The organism is Thalassospira sp. SN3W (genome assembly GCF_038070535.1).
Taxonomy (GTDB): domain Bacteria; phylum Pseudomonadota; class Alphaproteobacteria; order Rhodospirillales; family Thalassospiraceae; genus Thalassospira; species Thalassospira xiamenensis.
In genome coordinates, this window is record NZ_CP121124.1 from 2,963,740 (window position 1) to 2,980,711 (window position 16,972).

Sequence of the window (16,972 nt, forward strand, 5' to 3'; positions counted from 1 at the left end):
TGGGACGGTTATGGCGGAAATAGAGGACGACGGACCAAGACCACCAAGCCCGCCCGCAAACGGTGCCGTAGCACTGTTCCTCGCCCTCTATCTCCTGCTTCTGGCGTTCTTCATCCTTCTGAATACGATTTCGACATTCGAAGAAGTCAAAACCCGCGAAGTACAGGAAAGTCTGTCTTCCGCGTTTGCGGCCATTCTGCCGCCAACCACCAGTCTGCAAACGGTAACCTCGATCGAGGGACCGGTGGTTTCGGCCGAAGATACCCAGGACAAGCTGGGATCATTATTTCAGACAGCGATCAAGGTCGTGCGCGTCCAGGTGATACAGCCGGGCACGCTGATGGAAGTCATCATGCATGTCGACCAGTTGTTTGAACCCAACTCGATTCTAATCAGGGACCGTCAAGGCGAATTCATGGATCAGCTCGCGGAAGTGCTGGCCGATGACAGTGGTTATGCGTCTTACGAGATGGAAATGGTCATGGGCAGCGAGGTCGGTTCAAAAGGCACTGTCGAGATTGCAAACAACCTTCAGATCGGTCGGGCGGGGGCATTCGCCCGCGACCTTATTGATCGCGGGGCCCCCGATAAAAATCTTTATGTTGGCATCGATCCGGGGGCTGATCCCTTTATCGTTACTTTCCGTTTCTTCTGGAATTTCGGGCCCAAAGAGCCACCAGCACCTGTAACGACACCAGCCAACGCAGGCGGCACCAGCAATGGCGCGATACCGGCACCTGCGTCGAATGGTTCGGGTAACGCTGGCGGTGGAAAAATGCTTATTCCATTGCCCGGCGCAGGCCAGCCAGGAATAAACGCACCGATTCCCTTGGCTCCGCAATCCGGGGGGAACGGCTGATGGATGAACCAAAGCGCGATGATGGCCCCAAAGGGCCGCCACCATGGATGCTCAGCCTTGCGGATCTTATTTCGCTTCTGCTGACTTTCTTCGTGATGCTGTTTGCAATGTCAAAGGTCAAGATTGACCGTTGGGACGAGGTTGTTGATTCTTTGTCCCAGTCAATAAAACCGTCACCGGTTGAAGAAAGCGATGAGCCCGTTGCGCAGCTTAATATCCCGCGTGTTTATCGCAAGCCCGCGATGAATCTTGATTACCTGAGCGCTGTGATCGATGACGCCATCGATGACAACGATGTACTGGGTGATGCCACGCTGAGCCGTGAAGCAGATAAGCTTGTGATTTCGTTACCCGGGGATATCCTGTTTATCAGTGGCAGTTCCGAGATGACGGATCAGGCCCGCAAGGCGCTGTTTGTCCTTGGCGGAGTACTTGGGAACATTGGGAACCGGATTGGTGTGCAGGGGCATACTGACCCGCGCCCGGTCAGCGGTCGCGGACTTTATGCTTCGAACTGGGAGCTTTCCCTTGCCCGTGCTGCTGCCGTTGCCAACGAACTTAAAAGATCGGGCTATACAGATTACATAAATATTTACGGATTTGCGGCATCAAGATACGACCAGCTTCCGGTTATGGCAGACGAGCAGACACGTTTCACAATGGCTCGTCGGGTCGACATTGTTATTGAACCCCATAGCGGAAGCGGGATCGGAGGTTCGTAAGAATGCTTTTGGTCGTAGCGCGTTTCCTGCTGGCTGCCGTGATTGTGGTAGCCAGTCTGGCAGTATTGCCAGTTACCGGAATGCGCCCCGCACTCGCTCAGGCGGCAGATCCCGTGATCATCCGCTCGGGCGCACATAGTGGCTATGGACGTATCGTTCTGCAATGGAACAAGCCCGTCAATTACACCGCTGAAATCATCGGTGACCAACTTGTTGTGCGTTTTGACCAGCCGCTGGTTGCTTCCATGCGCGGTGTTCTTGGCCCCGTATCCGATTATGTCAGCGATGGTTTTTTTGATCCGGACGGACGTACGGTCGCCTTCGTCCTACGAGACGATTTCGAAGCCCGTGTTTTCAATGTCGGCACCAATGTCGTCCTTGATATTCTGGATAAACCGGCTCTCGCACCTGCTCCTGTGCAATCCGCGTCACCCGCGCCAACGCCGCCGCGTCCTGCACCAAACCCACATGGGGAAGTTGCGTCCGAACCATTCTCGGCACCGCAAACCCGGCCGGATACGGCATCTTCACCTGTAGTTGTTACACCTGCCGCCGCCGCGCCGGAGCTTGAAATTCGGGTTGGGCGGCACCCGACATTCTACCGTCTGGTTTTTGATTGGCCCACCCGCACGGATTATGTGTTGAATGGCGATCAGGGTAATCAGATATTGGCCTTCACCAGCCCTGCCCGCATCGATGCTACTGGTGTAACGCGTCGGTTGCCGGAAGGTGTCACCTTGCGTCAAAGTGCAACAGATCCTTTATCTGTTGAGATCGCGACAAATCCGCCGCGCGCGTTGCGTCATTTCCGTTCAGGCAACAAGGTTGTTGTTGATCTGATGGGAGTCCAGGGCGACCCTGCCGATTCCAGTGCATCGGCAGCCGCTGCGCCGCCTGCCACGGCAGCCAGACGCACGCCATCCCCAAGCCCCGCACCTGCTGCGCCTGCCGCACCAGAAGTGCCGTCGCAAACAACTGTGGAAACGCCGGGTGTTGCTGAGGCTGCGGGGGGAAGCCCGTCGTCCCCCGTGAATGATCCGATTGCACGTGGTTTGGCGGAACAACCCGATATTCCGATTTCGCCAGATGCTGTTGCGCCAGCACGCGAAAGTATTGGCAATCTTGCGGTGACAGTCGCCCAGGATGCAACCAAACTGACACTGGGCTTCCCGTTCAACCGTCCGGGAGGGGCTGCAATATGGTCGCGTGCCGGCTTCCTTTGGATGGTTTTTGATGTTCGCGCGAACCTTGATCTGGATGCCGTACGTCAGAATGCCGCCCAGATCATCGGAGTGATCGAACAGATCGACAGTCCTTATGCGACGGTATTGCGCATGACCATTCCTGACGGTGTGGGGCTTTACAGCACACCATCAGAAAATGGTGACTGGGATGTAACCTTGCAGCAGGGCTCCATGCAGCCGATCGAACGGCTGGGACCTTCTATTGAGCTCGATAATCAAACTCGCGCCCGCCTTGTTGTGCCGTTGATCAATATCAGCCCGACAATTCCGATTGAAGACCCGGAAGTCGGTGATTCGCTTCGCGTCGTGCCAACACGGGAAATGGGGTATGGCATCGAGACAGCGTTGCGGTATCCGGATTTTGAAGTTCTTCCGTCGGTGCAGGGCGTTGTCGTCGCACCGGTTAACGAAAGTGTACAGGTCACGAACCGGGATGATGGAAAGGCGGTTGTGGTGACGGCTGCCGACGGTTTGAATATCTCGCCCGAGGGGGCACGCCTTCTGGCATCGGCGACAGGGGTGCGCGCACGTGCGGGGGATGGCCGCGAAGGTCTGATTTTCGAACTGGATGATTGGCGCCGCGGTGGGCTTGATAACTATAACAAGGCAATTCATCAGTTGCGCCGCGATCTGGCCGAAAGCGGTGATGAGCATCGGAACAAGGCACGTCTTGAACTGGCGCAATATTATCTGGCAAACGGGCTTGGCCCCGAAGCAGACGCGGTTGCCTCTACAATGGAAGACGACGACCCGCTGATTGCCCAGAAATTGCAGTTCCGTGCACTTAAGGCAGCAATCAAGTTTCTTGATCGCGAATATGACGAGGCGGCCCGCCTTCTGGAGGATGAGCGCCTGCGTGCCATTCCCGAAATGCAGTTGTGGCGTGCAGTGACATTTGCTGCGCGTGGTCGTCCGAATGACGGGGCGCGTGATCTGCTTGAAAGCGTTCATATCCTTGATAACTATCCGCCAGAATTATTGTCGCGGCTGGGGCCACTTGCCGCGGAGCAGGCCCTGATCGTTGGTAATCCGGACGCGGGTATGGACCTGATCGAGAAGATGCTTGTGACCAAGGGGATCAACCCGAGCAAGATCAAGGATGTCGAGTATCTTAAGGGCATTTTCGAAGAAGAAGCAGGCGAATTTGAACAGGCTATTGCAACCTGGGACGAGGTTGCCGAGGGCAGTAATCGCAAAGCGCGGGCGCACGCAATATTTGACCGCACCGAGCTTTTGATGCGGCTTGAACGGCTGACACTTGATGATGCGATCGAGCAGCTTGAAAAACTGCGTTTTGCATGGCGTGGCGATGGGTTTGAGATGGCATTGCTGCGTAGACTTGGCGAATTGCAGATCAAGAACAAGCAATATCGCGAAGGCCTTAATACCCTGCGTCAGGCGGCGATCTTCTTCCCCAACAGCCCGTCGGCGACCGAAGTCACCGATCTGATGCATAACACGTTCGAATCAATTTACCTGGGCGACGAGATCAACAACATCTCGGCTATCAAGGCTGTCGCGCTGTATGACGAGTTCCGCGAACTGACCCCGGCCGGAGAAAAGGGCGATGAGCTTATTCGTCGTTTGGCTGACCGCATGGTTGACGTTGAATTGTTCGATCGCGCCGAAACTCTTCTGGAACATCAGGTCGATTTCCGCCTGACAGGAACCGAAAAGGCACGCGTCGGTGCACGTCTGGCGTTGGTATATCTGCTTGATAACAAGCCCGAAGAATCCATTCGCGTGCTTGATAACAGCGACGTTCCCGGGGTATCCAGTGAATTGGAAACCCAGCGCCGTCACCTGCGCGCGCGCGCGCTCCTCGATACCGACCGCGGGGCCGAAGCCATGGCATCGCTTGAAGGTGATCTGTCCAAGGATGCCGAGCTTTTGCGTGTCGAATATTACCGGGATACCCGCGACTATCTCTCTGCTGCTGAAACCTTCCAGCGCCTTGTGGGTGAGGATCAGGGCAATGTCATTGAGAATTTTGGTGACGAACGTGCCCGCTATGTCCTGAATTGGGCGGTCAATCTGGCGATGGGCGGGCAGGAACGCACGCTTAATATGTTGAAGCGGCGCTATGGAATTGTTATGGCGCAAAGTCCGTATGCCGAAGCCTTCAGCCTGATCACCTCCAGTCCGTCTCAGGGCTTGATCGACTATCGCACGTTGGCCAACAAGGTTGATGAAGTCGAGAGTTTCCAAGGATTTCTGGGCAATTATCGTGATCAGTTGGAAAAGTCACAGCTTAGTGCTATAAACTAATAGTGATATTAATGTTTTGATTGGCTTTCTGTGTCTGTAAGGTTCGGAAGTCGGGTCTTGTCCTATTTGGTGGAAGCAGTGCTGTGATGGATCGTGCACTTAAAATGGTCTATTACGATGACGCGAAGGTTGAGCGTGATATTTTCGCGCAGCTTTCGCTTGCGCTGAGGCATTTTCGCGGCGTTGGTATGCCGCGCGACGAGGGTGCCACCCGCAAAATTCTTGATCAGATTCACCGTCAAAGCCGTGCCTTTGCTGCCATTTGCTATGGCTTCATGCGTTCCAAGGGAATCGGTGTGGCCGAGGATCAGGGCGAAGGCGAACAGTGGTACCGCGAAGCGGCATACTGGTTCCGCGAAGAGGCACTGGGTGGTGAAGGTATTTCAGCCAACAATCTTGGTTATCTTTATGCCAAGGGGCTTGGGGTTCCTGAAAACCCGGAAACAGCTGCCGAATGGTTTGAACAGGCTTCGGAAAACGGTTCGATCGCTGCCCTTTATAACCTTGGGGTCTGCTACCTCAATGGATGGGGGGTTGATCAGAGTGACGAGATGGCGGTTGAATATCTCCACCGCGCGAGCGAGCAGAATGATCCCTCCGCGGCCAGTGTTCTGGCCTATCTCTATCTTGAAGGACGCGGGGTAAGACGCGATCCGTCGAAATCGTTTGAATATAACCTGCGCGCGGCACGAGCCGGCAGCGTAGAGGCGGCATCAGCACTTGGTTATGCGCTTGGCGTCGGGCTGGGTGCGGAACGCAATATTGCCGAAAGCATCAGCTGGTTTGAAATGGCCGCGAACGAGGGCGATACCTATGCCCAGGCCAATCTCGCCATGTATTTCTGTCATTCGTCGGATCTGAAGCTGTTTAATCGTGGCTGGACCATGTTGATGAACGCGTGTGATCAGGGCGATATTTCTGCCAAATACCAGATGACACAGATATTGATCTTTGGCGTTGCCCATCGTGAGCCGGATTATGCTGCGGCACTTGATCTTGCCATGGACCTTGCTGAACTTAGCCATCCGGGCGGTTATCACCTGATCGGTGTGATGTATGAACATGGTCTTGGTGTGCCGGTTGATATGGCCCGTTCGGCAAGCTGGTATGAACGTGCCGCACGTAAAGGCTCGGCTAACGGGCAGGCGGCTTTGGGGCGGCTTTATGCGATTGGCAGTGGTGTCGATCAGGACAACATCATGGCTTATTACTGGCTGCGGATGTCTGCACCCTCGGCCGGAAGCCAGGCTTACCGTGAAATGGAAGCGGTGCGTGCGCGCATGAATGAACGTGAACGCCAGCAGGCGGACCGCTACGTTGCGGATAACCCTGCACCGCGCCGTGGCAGCTTTGGTCTGAAGCCACTTGAAAAGAACGTTTTCAAGACGGGTAAGCGCTCAGCCTGACGCAGTCCAAGTCATAATCAAAAAGCCGCCTGCTTCTGCAAGGTGGCTTTTATTTTGGTGTTCTCGTAAATGCTGGCTACCCGCCGAAACTTTCGACCAGTGACCCCGATATCAGATACCATCCATCGACCATCACAAAGAATATCAGCTTGAAGGGTAACGAGATGATGACCGGCGGCAGCATCATCATACCCATCGACATCAGGATACTGGCAACCACCATGTCGATGATCAGGAACGGGATAAACAGCAGGAAGCCGATTTCAAACGCACGGCGCAGTTCACTGATCATGAAGGCCGGGATCAGAGCCCGCAGCGGAATGGTTTCTGGTCCGGTGACTTCGACATTTGCAAGATTGACGAACAGTTCAAGGTCGCGGTCGCGGACCTGCGTCATCATGAAGTCATGAACCGGTCGCACCGATCTTTCCATGCCTTCAAATTCGTCGATATCGCCGTTGATCATCGGTTGCAGGCCTTCGTCCCAGACCCGCTCCATCGTTGGCATCATGATGAATAACGTCAGAAACAGCGCCAGACTCACCATGACCTGATTGGGCGGCGATTGCTGAATGCCAAGGGCAGTACGCAGCAGGCTGAGAACCACCACGATCCGGGTAAAGGATGTCACCATCATCAGGATAGCGGGTGCAAGGCTAAGCACCGTGAGCAGACCGATAAGCTGGATCATCCGGCCAGACGACGTTACGCCCGGACCATCCCCAAGGTCGAAATTGAATGTCTGCGCGTGAACGGTATCACCACCAAATCCGATGGCAATCAATGGCACCAGCGACCAGATCGCGATCAGAACCAGCCAGCGCGGCACGTAACCGTTACGCGCTTGATGCTTCTGTTTGGTTTGATCCTGCCGGGAATGCGAAATGAGCGCGATGGTCATGCGGGTTGTTTCCCGTTGGTCTTTGTCGGCGGGGTATCGATTGGTGATGCATCCGGCAGGCCGTCGTCACTGTGAATGCGGATATCGTCGCTGAGAACTTCGGAAAAATGGGTGCCGATATTGCGTTCGATCACGCAATCGCCGGACGGCCCCAGCAATACCAGATGTTCCGTGTCGTCGCGTTTAAAAAGAACCAGACGTCTTTTTGTATCAACAGGAACGACTTCCACGATGGAAAGTCGGCGTTCCTTGCTGCGGCGGTTTATGTTGCGCGCACCGGGGATAAAACGCCGTGCCACCAGCGCCAAAACCCCGATCATGCCCAGCACAAAAACCAGAGCAGCCACAAATCGGAAATAAGCGCTAAATTCCATCAGGTTACCTTCCCCGCGACGAACCTGTTGCATAGCCCGATTCAGTCAACCGGAACCTGTTCTGTTTACCGTGCACGGCCCCGGCAGGCAAGTCACCATGCAGTTCCGCGATCAGATGGCAAGTCACGGAACGGCGGGACTTGTGTTGCTTAGCGGGTGGTGCGGGCAGCATTGGCATAGGCATTGGTTGCCTGTGCATTATTGCTAAGACCGCGCAACTGGCGTTGCAGTTCGGAATACTCCTTGTGCATTGTGGTTTCCAGACGCGCGAGATCGTCGGTTAGTGCCGCCAGAAGTGGGGCGACTTCGCGACGCTGTTCGCTGTTCATGGCACGGGCCTGAACGCAAAGATCGGAAATCTTGGTTTCGAGTGTATTGAGTTCGACCACTTTGCCGTCATCAACAAATCGTTGGCTGGCAGTGATCAGAGACAATACCCGTTTGAGATCTTTCTTGAACTGGTCGGGTTTGAATTGTTCAGGGCTCATTTCGATCTTCCCGGTTGAGATCTGCAAAACTGGTTGCCGACACCTGATCGATATTCGATGTTGTCGAACGCTTCTTGGCCGGATCACCGTAAATCCGGTTGATACGGTATATGTAGTTCAGAATTTCGGCGACAGCGGCAAACGCTTCGAGCGGAATTTCGCTGTCGACGTCGACGGCCATCAGAATTTCGGCAAGATCGCTGTCTTTTCGGACTTTGATCCCGTTAGCAAAAGCCAGTTGCAAGATTTGTTCCGCAACACTGCCTTCGCCCTTTGCGCTTAATATCGGGGCGTTATCCCGGCCATGCGCATAGCGTAACGCCACAGCTTTCTGATCGCCGGAACCGGGCGCGGCAAGATTTTCCGTGCCAATTTCGCGCGGATCGGTGATGTCGACCTTGGGTCGGTTACCGGTCATTCTTGCTCATCTCGTCAAATTCCAGCGTCTTGATTGACTCTTATTACCTTAGCAAGCCTCGACCATAGCTTGAAGATGGTCAACAAAACGTTGCGCCGATGGTCAGCAGGATAAATGTCGTTGAGGAGGGGCCGTAATGCAAAGGACGCATTGGGGCTTGTGTATGCAGAGGGTCAATATCCCGGCTACCTGCCAGGAGGATGACGATATTGCCTGTCGTATGTTGGTGGTCTTGCTTCCCCGGCTCTTGCCGGTAGATCGCGCGACCGGAAAATCAGTCTTTACCGTCGTCTTCGTCGGCGTCAGGACTGGTTTTCATATTGCCGGCAACCGCATTGGTGACCTGACCCAATTGACGCACAAGATCCGCACTGGCCGCAGCCGAACGGTTTTCTTCCTGAATGCGATCATAAAGTTCGCGACGCAGGACCTGCACATCCTCGGGAAAGGTGAAGCCCAGCTTCACGGTTTTGCCGCGAACCTCAACGACGGTAACTTCGATGTTGTCGTCAATAACAACGGAGTCGCCAACTTTTCGTGTGAGATAGAGCATGAAATGTCCCGGTTTCGATAGATGGCAAAAGAAATTGGCCAGACGCGACACAATATGCCCGCTTTGTTCGTCGCGGTCCAGTGCCGCCAATTGCAACCAGGCCCGGCATTGTAATTTAACGCTTTTCCGACATTTGGCACGGCGCATGCAAAGTAGTTTTCAGGATCGAACCGGGCGGCAAAATTGGCCTTCCGCACGATCCCGGTCCCGATCCGGGCACCACGTTAACTTCGGCTTTACCGGCCCGCCCAATACTGGGGTCGTGATAACAGGAGCAGGCAATGGATATCGGCAAACTTGGCATGTTCGCCAATCTGAAAGAAAAGATGGATTGGCTGACACAGCGTCAGGAACTCATCGCGCAGAATATTGCCAACTCCGATACGCCGAATTATCGCCCTGACGACCTTAAAAAATTCGACCCGAAAACCGTTGGTCGCGACCGTCAATTCATTCTGGCGATGCAGGCAACTACACCGGGTCACAGCCAGGGGCTGCACAAACCGCAGAACTTCAAGGACGAGGAAGTGCGTAAGAACTATGAAGTGGCACCCGGCAAAAACGCCGTGATCCTTGAAGAACAGATGGTCAAGATGAACGAAAACCAGGTCGATTATCAGACCATGACCAGACTGTATGCCAAACATAAAACAATGATGATTTCGGCTTTGGGTCGTTAATTGGCAGCGTTGAAGGAATAAGCGATCATGGAACTTTACAAAGCTTTTAAGATCTCCGCTGCCGGTATGCGCGCACAGGGTACCCGACTTCGTATCGCGGCTGAAAACGTTGCCAACGCCGACAGTCTCCCGACTGCACAGGGGCAGGACCCGTACCGCCGCAAGCTGCTGACTTTCAAGAATGTCATGGATCGCGAAGTTGGCGTCGAACTGGTCAAGGTCAATAAAGTCATGACGGACAAGTCCGATTTTGGTATGAAATACGAACCAAGCCATCCGGCCGCCAACGATCAGGGCTATGTGCAGACCCCGAATGTTGAAACACTGGTCGAAATGATGGATTTGCGCGAAGCACAGAGAAGCTATGAAGCCAACCTCAATGTGATACAGTCTTCGCGTAGCATGTTGCTTAAGACCCTTGATATTCTGCAGTAGTTTACAAAATATCTGGTCAGCAAACGCCGCTTTAAGGATACGAACCGATGGTTGCCAGTTTTAACGATGCCATTTCTGCCTACCGGAACGCTGCAAGCGGCAAAACCGCAAGTGTCGCCGAACGTGTTGGCGGTAACGGTCAGACGGTCAATCCGGGGGAAAGTTTTGCCGACATGGTCAAGGGGGCGGCAATTGATGCCCGCGCAACCATGATGAACAGCGAACAGATGACCCAGAAAGCAATCGTTGGCGATGCAGAACTGCATGAAGTGGTCACCGCTGTGTCGGCGGCCGAAGTCACGCTGCGTACCGTGGTCAGTGTCCGTGACAAGGCAGTCGAAGCTTATCAAAGCGTATTGAGCATGCCGATCTGACGGTGATTGAATTGTCGGATGGATGCCTGGGACAAGCCGCACGACTTTCGTGCGGTTTTTTGTTTTCGGGGCGATCAAATTGAAATTTCAGGAAATCATGGCCCATCACCGGCCTTATCCTGTATGAATGATGTAACGTGACGGAAGACGAGGCAGGAAGACCCTATGGATCAAGCGGAAATCATGGACGTGGCCTATGATGCCGTATGGACTCTTCTAAAGGTCAGTACGCCCTTGATGCTGATCGCATTAGGGGTGGGGTTGGTTATTGCGCTGTTTCAGGCTTTGACCCAAATCCAGGAAATGACTCTGACTTTTGTGCCTAAAATCCTCGTGATTTTTATCGCTCTTCTGGTTCTTTTGCCTTTCATGATGACGGAAATGAACGAGTTCATGGGACGAATGGTTGATCATTTTATCGGCCTGCCGAACTAGCAAAGCGAACCAATAACGGGACATCCTGAAAGAAGATGAATCTCGAAGATCTTCTGACGCTTAATGTCTATGTGGTCCTGATGAGCTTCGCCAGGGTCGGGGCGGCGTTCGCCTTTATGCCGGGCATCGGGGCGCGAGTTGTACCGGCGCGTGCGCGCTTGGTTTTTGCCTTTTGGGTCGCCGTGGTGATTTCGCCGCTGGCCGGGCCACTTATCCCCGAACAACCGGCCGACGCGCCGACGCTTTTTTTGCATTTGGCGTATGAGTTAACCGTTGGGGCGTTTTTTGGCCTGTTTGGGCAGGTCATGATGGCCGGCCTGCAGACGGCAGGATCGATCATTGCCTATAGTTCGTCGATGGCGAACGCGTTTAGCGGTGATGCATTGTCTGGTGCACAAAGTGCCGTCACGGGCAATTTCATCACGCAGATTGGCATGGTCCTGATTTTTGCGACCGGTCTTGATCACCTGATGATACAGGCTGTGTTTGAAAGCTATTCCCTGTTTCCGCCAGGCGGGGTATTGCCGGTCGGAGATATGAGCGAATTTTTCGCACAAGCGATAAATGAGAGCTTTATCATCGCGATGAAAATCTCCGCCCCGTTCCTGATCGTTGCTATCGTGCTTCAGGTGGCGTTGGGTATTTTGAACAAGTTGATGCCCCAGTTACCGGTGTTCTTTGTGGCGATGCCAATCCAGATCGGATTGGCTTTTGTTCTGCTGGCACTGGCATTGCCGACTATGATGATGGTATTTTTGGAATATTATGAAAACGGGTTGGAAAGTTTCGTCAACCCCTAGGGATAGCCAACCTTCCGGCATAATGCCGGGCAGCCCGGAATGGTGTGGGAATGGCCGAAGAAGACGACAGCCAAAAGACAGAAGACCCAACAAGTAAAAAGCTTGAAGATGCCCGAAAGAAGGGACAAGTGCCGGTTTCCAAGGAAGTCGGTAGCTTCATGCTGCTGTTTGGTGGCGGTCTGGTGATGGTCATGATGGCGCCCGATATGGCGCGATCTGTTCGCGATCTGTCCTTAGGATTTATTGAACATCCGCATATGTATGATGTCAGTCAGGCAGGCTTGCCGGTACTGATGAAGGATGTGCTGTTGGGAATGCTTTACGTGCTCGGTATCCCCTTCGTTCTTTTAGTGTTTTTTGCTGCCGCCGGGCATTTGCTGCAAAACGGTCTTGTAATCGCGGCTGAACGCATTTCTCCCAAACCGGATAAACTTAACCCTCTGAATGGGGCAAAGAACCTATTCTCGATGAAGAACATGGTTGAATTCGTCAAGAACGTTTTCAAAATCGTTTTGGTCGGGGCCGTGCTCGGGTTTGTTATCGTTCCTGAATTGATGGATGTCGAACTTTATCCTCAGATCCCGGTCGAACTGATGCTGGAACGGCTTTACGACATGATCGTCATTCTGATGATCGCGGCCATTTCATTGACAGCAGTGATTGCCGGGCTGGATTTTGCCTATCAGCGGTATGAATTCAATAAACAGATGAAGATGTCCAAGCAGGAGATCAAGGACGAATACAAACAGACTGAGGGCAGCCCGGAAATCAAGGCCAAGGTCCGCCAGATCAGGATGCAGCGCGCCCAGCAACGCATGATGCAGAACGTTCCGACCGCCGACGTCGTGATCACCAACCCGACCCACTATGCCGTGGCGCTTAAATACGACATCAATGCGATGGAAGCTCCGATGTGTGTGGCGAAAGGTCAGGACAATATCGCGCTTAAAATCCGTGAAGTAGCCGAAGAAAACAACGTGACCATTATGGAAAACCCGCCAGTTGCGCGTGCCCTGTTTGCAACAGTGGAAGTCGATCAGGAAATCCCGCCGGAACATTACAAGGCGGTGGCCGAAATCATCTCGTTCGTTTTCCGCCAGCGTGGCAAGAAGCTGGGCTGATTGCACGACCTCCTGCCAATCGCAAATTCGGCCTTTCGACATTATTGCGCCAAAATTCAGCCGTTAATCCCGGTGACAAGCAGCCTGCCTCGTTATCTGTTTGTTTCTGTTTCCGGGAAGTCGACAAAACATGCCTGCCTTTAAAAGAGCCGTTCTGGCAACTGCTCCCATTCTATTTTTTATGGTTCCGTTTGTGATATCAATGGCTGCATCGGCCAATGATCGACTGTTGGATGCCGTTCAAACGGTTGAAACCCGGCTTGATGCGCGGGTTGGTGTCAGTATTCTGAATGTTGAAAACGGACGAGAATGGCAATATCGCGCCGATGAACGTTTTCCGTTAACCAGTACCTTCAAGCTGCTTGCCTGTGCGGCGGTGCTGCATAAGGTAGACCGTGAAAGCGAAACGCTGGATCGCCGGATTACTTACCGCTCAGATGATCTGGTCACTTATTCCCCGATTACCGAAAAACATGTTGATAGCGGGATGACGATTGGGGAGCTGTGCGAAGCCGCATTGCATCTGAGCGATAATACAGCGGCGAACCTTGTTCTGGATGTGCTGGGTGGGCCAGATGTGCTGACGGCTTATTTGCGCGATATCGGTGACGATGTGACGCGCCTTGATCGGATCGAACCCGATTTGAATGCTGCAACACCTGGCGATGCGCGCGATACGACCACACCGAACGCCATGCGTGCCACGCTTACCTATTTGTTGCTTGGTGATGCACTGTCTCTGGAATCCAGACAGATTTTGGAAGATTGGTTGACGGGAAATCAGGTTGGTGGTCCGTTGCTAAGGGCCGGTTTACCCGATGATTGGAAAATTGCGGACCGTACTGGTGCGGGGGGCTTTGGATCGCGTGCGATTGTTGCTGTGATCTGGCCGCCGGAACGAAAACCAGTGATTGTTGCGATCTATATCACGCAGACTTCCGCCTCAATGGAGGAGCGGAACGCTGCGATTGCCGATCTGGGGCAGGAAATTGCCGCTGCGATCATGCGCTAGGGCGCGATCCCACACAGGGTGCATGATGCGTTCCAGCTAATGTAAAACTTGCCGGTAGCCAGTCAGGCCAATAGCAGCTAAAAGTATAGAGCAATATTGTAAGTTATTGGCGTTAAAGGCGGTCGCGTGCTGTTTCGGGGAATTATCCTTGCTGTAAGTGTCGCATTTGTCGCTTTTGTTTATGTCCTGTTACAGGTCATGGCAAAGGCTGGTCTTGATGCGCGTATCATGTGGATCATCGGGTCCATGGTAACTGGGGTGGCGATCGTCGCGGTGGCCGCCCTGTCCCTGTCTGCGCGCTGGCGATCATCAGCTGATCATGATCTCGCCCCGCTGTTAAGTGGCCTGTCGCATTCCGATATTGGTGTTGCCCTGATTGATGCCTATGGTCGCACGCTTTATGCCAACCCCGCGTTCCCCCGCAAGCTTGGTATTGAGCCGGGCGAAGACATGCTTGCCGCCCTTGAGGCACGTTTAAGTTATCTGGACGTCGGCAGTTCCGAGTTGGCCGATTTGCGGACACGTGCAATGCGGGGGGAAGCGGGCGAGATTTATGTCGATTTTTCGCAAGCCAAAAAGCGTGAACAGCTTGCGCTTGCTGCACCTTCCGACACCGCAGCAGATGATGCCGAACGAAACAGTGATACCGCGATCGACGATGCTTCGGCAGAAAACATTGTTGAAGAAGCCTATGATGCGGGTACGGTCTGCCTTCGGATTTCGGTAACAGCAGCAAATGCGCACGCCGGTCAGATGCTCTGGACCGTTGACGGTATCGATCCATCCGCCATGCCCAAAGCAGGACGTTCGCTTGTCGTTGCCGAACAGTCTGCTGCCTTTGGCGCGTTTGTGACGGGTTCCGATGATGAGATGACCGTCGGCGGGGTGGCTTCGCGGATGGCAGATGGTGCCGGAAGCGAGCAGGCTGATCAGATGATTGAGCGCCTGCCTGTGGGGGTTTGCGGTCTTGATGAAGAAGGTCGTATTCTTTACCTGAACCGGCGTCTGGCAAACTGGTTGGGCGGTGAACCGCAAGATTTTGCCAGTGGTACGCTGGAACTGGCGGACCTTATCGTCGGCGATGGCATGAATGGCGAAGTCAAGCTTAAGGTCAAAGGTGGCGAGCCGATCAAATGCTTTGTCACTCATTCGATCAATGCGCCCGGCACCGGTCCGATCCGAAGCCAGGCTGTCGTATTCCCCGATCCGATGCCAGCCCATGAATGGGAACATGCCCTTGCCGAAACCGAACGTCGGGTGCGCTGGTTCTTTGATGACAGTCCGCTTTCGATTGTTCTGGCTGATATGTCGGGCACGGTTACCGACGCCAACCGTGCCTTTATCGAAACGGCGGGTCAACGTCATGAACAGGTGATTGGTCGTTCCATTCTTGAACTGATCCTGCCGGAAGACCGCGACGAGGTCGCGCGCTATCTGTCCAAGGCGGTCATGGGCATGGGTAAGGGGGGGCAGATCGAGGCTCGTTTGCAGGGTTCACGCGGCGTTGCCGCGCAGATTTACCTGCAACGTGTGGCCGGACGGTCGGGTGAAGCCGGTGCGCTTCTGCTGAACTTCCTTGATACGACCGAACAAAAGAACCTTGAGGAACAATTTGCCCAGTCGCAGAAAATGCAGGCGGTCGGGCAGCTTGCGGGTGGGGTTGCGCATGATTTCAATAACCTGCTGACCGCGATGATCGGCTTCTGCGATCTGCTGTTGTCGCGCCATGGGCCGGGTGACCCAAGCTTCGCCGATATTATGCAGATCAAACAGAATGCCAATCGTGCGGCCAATCTTGTCCGGCAGCTTCTGGCGTTTTCGCGACGTCAGACATTGCAGCCCAAAATCATCAATATCACCGATGCGCTGGCGGAAATGTCGAACCTGCTGCGTCGTCTGATCGGTGAAAAGATCGATCTGAAGGTCAGCCATGGTCGCGATATTGGTCTGGTGAAGGTTGATCCGGGCCAGCTTGATCAGGTGATCATCAATCTGGTTGTCAATGCGCGCGATGCCATGGCGGCCAATGGCGGGACCCTGACGGTTCAGACCGGCACCGAGATTGTTGACGAAGCCCGCAACACAGGCACCGAACTGATCCCGCCGGGGGATTATATCCGGATCGAGGTTTCCGATACCGGTATCGGTATTCCCAAGGATAACCTGACGCGTATTTTCGAACCCTTCTTCTCGACCAAGCAGCGGGGCGAGGGCACAGGCCTTGGTCTGTCGACCGTTTACGGGATCGTCAAACAGACCGGTGGTTTCGTGGCCGTCCAGTCCGAGCCCGGTGTCGGCACGACCTTTACGATCTATCTTCCGCATTACGAGGCGACCGAAGAAGAACTGGCCGAAACCCGTGCGGTGGCCGAAGAAGCCCCCTCACGCGATCTGACCGGTACCGGCGCGATCCTTCTGGTCGAAGACGAGGACGCGGTGCGGACATTCGGTGCGCGTGCGCTTCGCGGCAAAGGCTATGACGTGCTTGAAGCCAATAATGGCGATAACGCGCTTGAGGTTCTGGCGAAAACCGACAAGACCATCGATCTGGTTATTTCCGATGTGGTGATGCCAGGTATTGATGGCCCGACCCTGATCCGTATGTTGCGCGAAAAACGCCCGGATTTACGCGTGATCTTTATTTCGGGCTATGCCGAAGATACCTATCGCGACGAACTTGATGAAGAAAACGGCGTGCATTTCCTGCCCAAGCCCTTCTCGCTGAAGGAGCTTGCGACCAAGGTCAAGGAAGTGCTTTAAGAAGCCAGACTCGTTCTCATAAGCTGGCTGCGGATTCTGCCCCCAATGTTGATTGTCAAAATTGTTTGCTGTTCGGATCATGTGTCCCGTCACGGACCGGGGACGATGAATTAATGCGTCCT

The 16,972-nt window shown here is 54.1% G+C and carries 17 protein-coding genes; 12 read left to right on the plus strand and 5 right to left on the minus strand.

The window, feature by feature from the left end:
• Positions 1-10: 10 nt before the first annotated feature.
• The 4 genes from P8T57_RS13340 to P8T57_RS13355 all read left to right on the plus strand — a co-directional run bounded on the left by P8T57_RS13340 (position 11) and on the right by P8T57_RS13355 (position 6,499).
• Entirely contained in the window at positions 11-859 is an 849-nt protein-coding gene (locus tag P8T57_RS13340; protein WP_007092343.1) for a flagellar motor protein MotB, read from the plus strand.
• Positions 859-1,581 carry a flagellar motor protein MotB gene (locus P8T57_RS13345; protein WP_063092735.1) on the plus strand — a complete coding sequence of 241 codons (723 nt, stop codon included), beginning with the start codon at positions 859-861 and terminating at the stop codon, positions 1,579-1,581. The genes P8T57_RS13340 and P8T57_RS13345 overlap by 1 nt, the downstream gene beginning before the upstream one ends.
• Positions 1,582-1,583: 2 nt before the next feature.
• Positions 1,584-5,093 carry a hypothetical protein gene (locus P8T57_RS13350; protein WP_341363363.1) on the plus strand — a complete coding sequence of 1,170 codons (3,510 nt, stop codon included), beginning with the start codon at positions 1,584-1,586 and terminating at the stop codon, positions 5,091-5,093.
• Between the two features lie 86 nt (positions 5,094-5,179).
• Positions 5,180-6,499 carry a tetratricopeptide repeat protein gene (locus P8T57_RS13355; RefSeq protein ID WP_037990314.1) on the plus strand — a complete coding sequence of 440 codons (1,320 nt, stop codon included), beginning with the start codon at positions 5,180-5,182 and terminating at the stop codon, positions 6,497-6,499.
• A gap of 76 nt (positions 6,500-6,575) precedes the next feature.
• Here P8T57_RS13355 and fliP read toward each other — a convergent pair whose 3' ends face one another.
• From fliP to csrA, 5 genes are all read right to left on the minus strand, one after another.
• Positions 6,576-7,400, minus strand: coding sequence for a flagellar type III secretion system pore protein FliP (gene fliP, locus P8T57_RS13360; RefSeq protein WP_063092737.1), 825 nt, complete (start codon positions 7,398-7,400; stop codon positions 6,576-6,578).
• Positions 7,397-7,774, minus strand: coding sequence for a flagellar biosynthetic protein FliO (locus P8T57_RS13365; RefSeq protein ID WP_037990338.1), 378 nt, complete (start codon positions 7,772-7,774; stop codon positions 7,397-7,399). The genes fliP and P8T57_RS13365 overlap by 4 nt, the downstream gene beginning before the upstream one ends.
• A gap of 149 nt (positions 7,775-7,923) precedes the next feature.
• On the minus strand, positions 7,924-8,262 hold the full coding sequence (locus P8T57_RS13370; protein WP_037990317.1) for a hypothetical protein: 339 nt from the start codon (positions 8,260-8,262) through the stop codon (positions 7,924-7,926).
• Positions 8,252-8,680: an EscU/YscU/HrcU family type III secretion system export apparatus switch protein gene (locus P8T57_RS13375; RefSeq protein WP_341363364.1), complete on the minus strand. Its 429-nt coding sequence runs from the start codon at positions 8,678-8,680 to the stop codon at positions 8,252-8,254. The genes P8T57_RS13370 and P8T57_RS13375 overlap by 11 nt, the downstream gene beginning before the upstream one ends.
• A gap of 274 nt (positions 8,681-8,954) precedes the next feature.
• Positions 8,955-9,233, minus strand: a complete 279-nt coding sequence (gene csrA / locus P8T57_RS13380) for a carbon storage regulator CsrA (protein WP_341363365.1) — start codon at positions 9,231-9,233, stop codon at positions 8,955-8,957.
• Positions 9,234-9,514: 281 nt separating this feature from the next.
• On the opposite strand from csrA, the gene P8T57_RS13385 reads away from it, so the two are divergent.
• The 8 genes from P8T57_RS13385 to P8T57_RS13420 all read left to right on the plus strand — a co-directional run bounded on the left by P8T57_RS13385 (position 9,515) and on the right by P8T57_RS13420 (position 16,850).
• Positions 9,515-9,913 (plus strand): flagellar basal body protein, encoded by a 399-nt coding sequence (locus P8T57_RS13385; RefSeq protein WP_063092738.1) that lies wholly within the window; start codon positions 9,515-9,517, stop codon positions 9,911-9,913.
• Positions 9,914-9,940: 27 nt separating this feature from the next.
• Positions 9,941-10,348, plus strand: coding sequence for a flagellar basal body rod protein FlgC (gene flgC / locus P8T57_RS13390; RefSeq protein ID WP_007090579.1), 408 nt, complete (start codon positions 9,941-9,943; stop codon positions 10,346-10,348).
• 47 nt (positions 10,349-10,395) lie between these two features.
• Positions 10,396-10,722: a flagellar hook-basal body complex protein FliE gene (gene fliE / locus P8T57_RS13395; RefSeq protein ID WP_007090578.1), complete on the plus strand. Its 327-nt coding sequence runs from the start codon at positions 10,396-10,398 to the stop codon at positions 10,720-10,722.
• Positions 10,723-10,887: 165 nt separating this feature from the next.
• Positions 10,888-11,157, plus strand: a complete 270-nt coding sequence (gene fliQ, locus P8T57_RS13400; RefSeq protein ID WP_063092739.1) for a flagellar biosynthesis protein FliQ — start codon at positions 10,888-10,890, stop codon at positions 11,155-11,157.
• Between the two features lie 35 nt (positions 11,158-11,192).
• Positions 11,193-11,957 carry a flagellar biosynthetic protein FliR gene (fliR, locus tag P8T57_RS13405; RefSeq protein ID WP_063092740.1) on the plus strand — a complete coding sequence of 255 codons (765 nt, stop codon included), beginning with the start codon at positions 11,193-11,195 and terminating at the stop codon, positions 11,955-11,957.
• Positions 11,958-12,007: 50 nt separating this feature from the next.
• Positions 12,008-13,078: a flagellar biosynthesis protein FlhB gene (gene flhB, locus P8T57_RS13410; protein ID WP_063092741.1), complete on the plus strand. Its 1,071-nt coding sequence runs from the start codon at positions 12,008-12,010 to the stop codon at positions 13,076-13,078.
• A 181-nt stretch (positions 13,079-13,259) separates the two neighbouring features.
• Complete coding sequence (gene bla, locus P8T57_RS13415) at positions 13,260-14,090, plus strand: class A beta-lactamase (protein WP_065701915.1); 831 nt, start codon at positions 13,260-13,262, stop codon at positions 14,088-14,090.
• 126 nt (positions 14,091-14,216) lie between these two features.
• Complete coding sequence (locus P8T57_RS13420; protein ID WP_341363366.1) at positions 14,217-16,850, plus strand: ATP-binding protein; 2,634 nt, start codon at positions 14,217-14,219, stop codon at positions 16,848-16,850.
• Positions 16,851-16,972 lie beyond the last annotated feature (122 nt).

What these genes read in the sequence shown, in the direction of transcription:
- P8T57_RS13340 (WP_007092343.1), top strand. Translation starts at nt 11, where the DNA reads ATGGCGGAAATAGAGGACGACGGACCAAGACCACCAAGCCCGCCCGCA.
- P8T57_RS13345 (WP_063092735.1), top strand. Translation starts at nt 859, where the DNA reads ATGGATGAACCAAAGCGCGATGATGGCCCCAAAGGGCCGCCACCATGG.
- P8T57_RS13350 (WP_341363363.1), top strand. Translation starts at nt 1,584, where the DNA reads ATGCTTTTGGTCGTAGCGCGTTTCCTGCTGGCTGCCGTGATTGTGGTA.
- P8T57_RS13355 (WP_037990314.1), top strand. Translation starts at nt 5,180, where the DNA reads ATGGATCGTGCACTTAAAATGGTCTATTACGATGACGCGAAGGTTGAG.
- fliP (WP_063092737.1), bottom strand. Translation starts at nt 7,400, where the DNA reads ATGACCATCGCGCTCATTTCGCATTCCCGGCAGGATCAAACCAAACAG.
- P8T57_RS13365 (WP_037990338.1), bottom strand. Translation starts at nt 7,774, where the DNA reads ATGGAATTTAGCGCTTATTTCCGATTTGTGGCTGCTCTGGTTTTTGTG.
- P8T57_RS13370 (WP_037990317.1), bottom strand. Translation starts at nt 8,262, where the DNA reads ATGAGCCCTGAACAATTCAAACCCGACCAGTTCAAGAAAGATCTCAAA.
- P8T57_RS13375 (WP_341363364.1), bottom strand. Translation starts at nt 8,680, where the DNA reads ATGACCGGTAACCGACCCAAGGTCGACATCACCGATCCGCGCGAAATT.
- csrA (WP_341363365.1), bottom strand. Translation starts at nt 9,233, where the DNA reads ATGCTCTATCTCACACGAAAAGTTGGCGACTCCGTTGTTATTGACGAC.
- P8T57_RS13385 (WP_063092738.1), top strand. Translation starts at nt 9,515, where the DNA reads ATGGATATCGGCAAACTTGGCATGTTCGCCAATCTGAAAGAAAAGATG.
- flgC (WP_007090579.1), top strand. Translation starts at nt 9,941, where the DNA reads ATGGAACTTTACAAAGCTTTTAAGATCTCCGCTGCCGGTATGCGCGCA.
- fliE (WP_007090578.1), top strand. Translation starts at nt 10,396, where the DNA reads ATGGTTGCCAGTTTTAACGATGCCATTTCTGCCTACCGGAACGCTGCA.
- fliQ (WP_063092739.1), top strand. Translation starts at nt 10,888, where the DNA reads ATGGATCAAGCGGAAATCATGGACGTGGCCTATGATGCCGTATGGACT.
- fliR (WP_063092740.1), top strand. Translation starts at nt 11,193, where the DNA reads ATGAATCTCGAAGATCTTCTGACGCTTAATGTCTATGTGGTCCTGATG.
- flhB (WP_063092741.1), top strand. Translation starts at nt 12,008, where the DNA reads ATGGCCGAAGAAGACGACAGCCAAAAGACAGAAGACCCAACAAGTAAA.
- bla (WP_065701915.1), top strand. Translation starts at nt 13,260, where the DNA reads ATGGTTCCGTTTGTGATATCAATGGCTGCATCGGCCAATGATCGACTG.